Source organism: Kitasatospora nipponensis (assembly GCF_039528135.1).
GTDB classification, from domain to species: Bacteria; Actinomycetota; Actinomycetes; order Streptomycetales; family Streptomycetaceae; genus Kitasatospora; species Kitasatospora nipponensis.
The window spans coordinates 1-5,238 of the sequence record NZ_BAAALF010000322.1 but is presented as its reverse complement, the minus strand read 5'-3'; the positions used below and the strand labels follow the sequence as shown (position 1 = coordinate 5,238).

The window sequence follows — 5,238 nt, the reverse complement described above, 5'->3', positions numbered from 1 at the left end:
CCGCGGCGAACTGCGCGCCGCCCGCCGCCCCCGGCGCGCCGGCGGCGGGCGGCCGGGGCCCGGCGCAGGGCGGTGGCCCCGCCGAGCACGGTGCGCGGCACCGCGCCGACCAGGTTGAAGTCCCCGAGCACCAGGTGCGGCCGCGGCAGGTCGGCGATCCACCGGCGGATCCCGGCCAGTTGGGCCATGTTCCAGCCCGGCACGAACGACAGGTGGGTGGCCACCACGGTGAACTGGCCGCTCTCGCCCTCCAGGACGGCGGCCAGCGCGGCACGCGGCTCGTCCGGCACCGGGGTGAGCCCGCGCCGGCCGGCCACCCGCAGCGGCAGGCCGAACGGGGCGGGCGCGAACCGCCGGGCCCGCCAGTGGTGGACGGGCAGCCGGGTGAGCAGCGCGGTGCCGTAGGAGGGCAGTTCGGTGGCGGTGCCGACCTCGTCGGGCCCGTAGACCTGCAGGCCCGGCGCGGAGCGGTCCAGCACCCAGCCGGCCACCGGCGCCGGGCTGCCGTGCAGGGCGGCGGCGAAGCGCCAGTCGGCGGCGCCCATCGCCTTGGCGGCCACCGCGCCCTGGTCGGTCAGTCCGGAGCGGTGCTGGTGGCGGTCCACCTCCTGGAGCGCCAGCACGTCGGCGTCCAGCGCGGCGATCGCCTCGTGCAGCGGTTCGCCGGCCGCGGCGGGGAAGGGCAGCGGGCTGCCGTCGGCGGCCAGCGGCTGGCCGTGCAGCAGGTTGAAGGTCGCGATTCGCAGAGGGCTCACACCTGGTGACGGTACGCCCTGACGGCCGGCGGCTTGAGCCTGGACCACATACCGGGTATACATACTCGGTATGTCCATCCGTCACGGTCTGCTCGCCCTCCTCGACCAGGGCCCGCGTTACGGCTACCAGCTGCGCAGCGACTTCGAAGCGCGCACCGGTGCCACCTGGCCGCTCAACGTGGGTCAGGTCTACACCACCCTCAACCGACTCGAGCGCGACGGCCTGGTCGTGCCGGACGGCGAGGACGAGGAGGGGCACCTCTTCTACGCCGTCACCGACAAGGGACGCGCCGAACTGCGGGAATGGTTCGACTCCCCGGTGTCGCGCACCAACCCGCCCCGCGACGAGCTGGCCATCAAGCTGGCCATGGCGGTGACCGTCCCGGGGGTGGACGTGCACGCCGTGGTCCAGGCCCAGCGCCGGCACAGCATCAAGGCGCTGCAGGACTACACCCGGCTCAAGGCGCGGGCGCTGACCGCCGAGGCCGAGTCCGCCGCGGACACCGACCTGGCCTGGCTGCTGGTCCTGGACCAGCTGATCTTCCAGGCCGAGGCGGAAGTCCGCTGGCTGGACCACTGCGAGACCCGGCTGGCCACCCGGCAGTCCCGGATCGCCGCCCGGCCGCCCGCGGCGCCCGCCGCCGCGCCCCCCACGACCGGGGACGCCGAGCTGCAGGAAGCCCTCACCCAGGCGCCCGGGCGCCGCCGTCGCCGGATCTGACCCTCCGCCGGCACCACCTGAACCTTCGCACCAACACCCGCAGGGGGAACGTTGACCGACACCTTGCCTCCCAAGCGCACCGACCCGGTGCTCCACCTCGAAGGGGTGACCCGGGTACACGGCCAGGGCGCGGCCGAGGTGCACGCCCTGCGCGGGGTGGACCTGCGGGTCCACCCCGGCGAGTTCGTCGCCGTGATGGGGCCCTCCGGTTCCGGGAAGTCGACCCTGCTGACGTTGGCCGGCGGGCTGGACAGCCCCACCGGCGGCCGGGTGCTGGTCGAGGGCCGCTCGCTCGGCGACCTCTCGCGCAAGAAGCTGGCCGCGGTGCGCCGCCGCTCCATCGGCTACGTCTTCCAGGACTACAACCTGATACCGGCGCTGAGCGCGGCCGAGAACATCATGCTGCCGCGCGAGTTGGACGGGGTGTCCACCCGGGCCGCCCGCCGCGAGGCGATCGCGGCGCTGGAGGAGGTCGGCATCGGCGAGCTGGCCGACCGCTTCCCCGACGACATGTCCGGCGGCCAGCAGCAGCGGGTGGCGATCGCCCGCGCGCTGATCGGCGACCGCCGCCTGGTGCTGGCCGACGAGCCCACCGGCGCACTGGACTCCACCACCGGCGAGGCCGTGCTGGCCGTGCTGCGCGCCCGCTGTGACGAGGGCGCGGCCGCCATGATGGTCACCCACGAGGCCCGGCACGCCGCCTGGGCGGACCGGGTGGTCTTCCTGCGCGACGGCCGGCTGGTCGACGAGACCGGCCGCCTGGACGCGGACGCCCTGCTGCTCACCGCCGCCACCAACAGCCTGCACCGGCCGGTGACCGAGTGAGGCCGGCCGCCTGGCGGGTCGCGCTGCGCATCGCGCGCCGCGACGCCCTGCGCGCCAAGGGCCGCAGCGCCCTGGTGCTGGCCATGATCGCGCTGCCGGTGCTCGGGGTGACCGGCGTGGACGTGGTCCAGCGCAGTGCCACGCTCTCCCCGGCCGAGAAGGCGACCCGTCAGATGGGCACCGCCGACGTGCTGGTGGAGGTGAGCGGGCGCGGTCAGCTGATCCTCCAGGAGCCGTTCGCCTCCGACGGCGAGAACTCCCAGCCGGCGCCCGCCGCCGGGCCCACCGCCGAGCAGCGGCGCAGCCAGGCCACCGATCCGGCCGCGCTGGTCGTCCAGTTGCTGCCGGCCGGCTCGCGGCTGACGCCGATCGCGGGCGGCGGCGGCGTCCTGGCGAGCAGCAAGGACGGCCTGCTGCGCAGCCAGACGGACGAGGCCGACCTGAGCGATCCGGTGTGGCGCGGCAAGGTGAACCTGGTCGGTGGCCGGGCCCCAGCCACCGACCGGGAGATCGCGGTCAGCCAGGCGTTCCTGGACCAGTCCGGGCTCGCCGTGGGCGGCACCACGACGCTGCAGGGCAACGGTGACAAGGCGTTCACCATCACCGGCGTCGCGGAGTACCCCAACGACCTCAAGAGCACCGTGCTGGTCGCCCGCCCGGGCGCGCTGGGCGGCGCGAGCCGCGACGCGAGCAGCTGGCTGGTGCGGCTGCCGGCCGGCGCGAAGGTCGACTGGCCGGCGGTGCTCGAACTCAACAAGCACGGCTTCTCGGCCACCTCGCGCAGCGTCGTGCTGCACCCGCCGGCGCACGCGCAGATCCCCTACGAGGTCGCGCAGGACGGCGAGCCGCAGACCGGCTACTTCGACAGCTCCGTGGTGGTCGCCCTGGTGACCGTGGTCGGGATGGCGCTGCTGGAGATCGTCCTGCTGGCCGGTCCGGCCTTCGCGGTGGGCGCCCGGCGCTCGCGGCGCCAGCTGGGCCTGCTGGCGGCCGGCGGCGGCGACCGCTCGCACGTGCGGGCGGTGGTGCTCAGCGGCGGTGTGGTGCTGGGCGTGGCGGGTGCGGTGATCGGTGCGACGCTGGCGATCGTGCTGGTCGCGGTGACCCGGCCGTGGACCGAGCCGCTGGCGGGCCGGCGCTTCGGCGCCCTGACGGTCGCCCCGCTGGACGTGCTCGGGATCGTGGGGGTCGGCCTGGTGACCGGCCTGCTGGCAGCGCTGGTCCCGGCCGTCCAGGCCTCGCGCCAGGAGGTGGTGGCGGCGCTCACCGGCCGCGGCGGGGTCAAGCCGCCGTCCAAGCGGCTCACCCTGCTCGGCGTGCTGATGGTGGCCGGCGGCTCCGCGCTGGCGCTGATGGGCGCGGGCGGCGGGTACGGCAGCCGCAGCACCGCGGTGCTCGGCGGCTCGATGATCGCCGAGCTGGGCATGGTGGCCTGCACGCCGATGCTGGTGGGCCTGTTCGGGCGGCTGGGCCGCTGGCTGCCGCTGGGTCCGCGGCTCGCGCTGCGCGACTCGGTGCGCCACCGCGGGCGCACCGCCCCGGCGGTGGCGGCCGTGATGGCGGCGGTGGCCGGTTCGGTGGCGGTCGGCATCTACTCGGCGAGTTCGGACGAGCAGGCCCGTCAGCACTACGTGGCGTCCGCGCCCCGCGGCGCGGTCACCCTGATCGCCGGCTACGGATCGGCGTCCGACGGCGCGAAGCTGGACACCCAGCGCACCGCGGTCGAGCAGGCGATGCCAGGCCTGGGCCAGCGCGCCGACGTCCTGCGGGTCGGCTACGGCGCGTGCAAGAAGGACGGCAACTGCGGCTGGGTCGCGGTCGAGCCGCCGCCGCAGCTGCGCTGCCCGATGGACGACCTCGACCCGCAGCAGCTCGACTCGGCGACGCGGTCGCGGCTGTACAACGACCCGCGGTGCAACAGCTCGGTTCGCCTCGGCGGCCGGTTCGGCTCGGTCGTGGCGGGCGACCCGACGGTGCTGCACAACCTCTTCGCGCTGCACGACCCGGGCGTGGAGGCGGCCGCGGCCGCGGGCAAGGTGGTCGTCTTCGACGCCGGGCTGATCGAGAACGGCAAGACCATCCTGCGGCTGAGCGAGCCGTACGAGGACAGCGGCCCGAACCAGGGCACCACCATGGGCGAGCCGCCCCACCACGACGTGGCGGTGGACGCCGTGCTGGTCCAGCTCGACCACCCGGCGGCCGCGGCCTACCTCACCGCGAACACCGCCGCCGGGCTCGGGATGACCGTCACGGACGGCGGCTCGGCCTGGCTGCCGCCCAGCGTCCCCTCCAGCGGCGCCGAGCAGCGGGCGAACGGGGTGATCTCCAAGCTCACCGGCAGCACCTGGAACCTCCAGGTCGAGCGGGGCTTCCAGCCGACCAAGACGCTCATCGGACTGGGCCTGACCGCCTTCGCGGCGCTGGTCGCGCTCGGCGCGGCCGGCATCGCCACCGGACTGGCCGCGGCCGACTCGCAGCAGGACCTGACCACGCTGGCCGCCGTCGGCGCGGCGCCGCGGATCCGCCGCACGCTCTCCGGCTTCCAGTGCGGGGTGATCGCCGCGATGGGATCGGTGCTCGGCACGATCTGCGGCATCGTGCCCGCGGTCGCGCTGCGCCGGGTGGAGGCGAGCGGCCTGCCCGGGATGCCGGGCAGCGGATCGGCGGTGATCGCCTTCCCCTGGCCGAGCATCGCGGCCACCCTGGTGGGGCTGCCGCTGCTCGCGGTGCTACTGGCCGCCGCGCTGACCCGCTCGCGGATCACCCTGCTGCGGCGCGCCGGCTGACCGCGGTGCGCGCCGCCCGCCGCCCGGTGGCGGGGTGACGGAACGCACAGCGCCCCCCCGGCCCCTGAACGGGGACGCGGGGGCGCGCGGGCGTCGGCCGGGCCTCCCTGCTCGCCACCCATGTCGCGGACTACCAGTCACTCCAGCAGAC

The 5,238-nt window shown here is 75.7% G+C and carries 4 protein-coding genes; 3 read left to right on the top strand and 1 reads right to left on the bottom strand.

Annotated elements, in window-relative coordinates:
- On the bottom strand, positions 1-755 hold a 755-nt coding region (locus ABD323_RS39360; RefSeq protein WP_344446914.1), incomplete at its 3' end, for an endonuclease/exonuclease/phosphatase family protein.
- Positions 756-825: 70 nt separating this feature from the next.
- Here ABD323_RS39360 and ABD323_RS39355 point away from each other — a divergent pair.
- From ABD323_RS39355 to ABD323_RS39345, 3 genes are read left to right on the top strand one after another with little or no spacing between them, the layout of a single operon-like run.
- Positions 826-1,476, top strand: a complete 651-nt coding sequence (locus tag ABD323_RS39355) for a PadR family transcriptional regulator (RefSeq protein WP_344446913.1) — start codon at positions 826-828, stop codon at positions 1,474-1,476.
- A 51-nt stretch (positions 1,477-1,527) separates the two neighbouring features.
- Positions 1,528-2,301, top strand: coding sequence for an ABC transporter ATP-binding protein (locus ABD323_RS39350; protein WP_425556315.1), 774 nt, complete (start codon positions 1,528-1,530; stop codon positions 2,299-2,301).
- Positions 2,298-5,087 (top strand): FtsX-like permease family protein, encoded by a 2,790-nt coding sequence (locus ABD323_RS39345; protein ID WP_344446912.1) that lies wholly within the window; start codon positions 2,298-2,300, stop codon positions 5,085-5,087. The genes ABD323_RS39350 and ABD323_RS39345 overlap by 4 nt, the downstream gene beginning before the upstream one ends.
- The last annotated feature ends 151 nt before the right edge of the window (positions 5,088-5,238 follow it).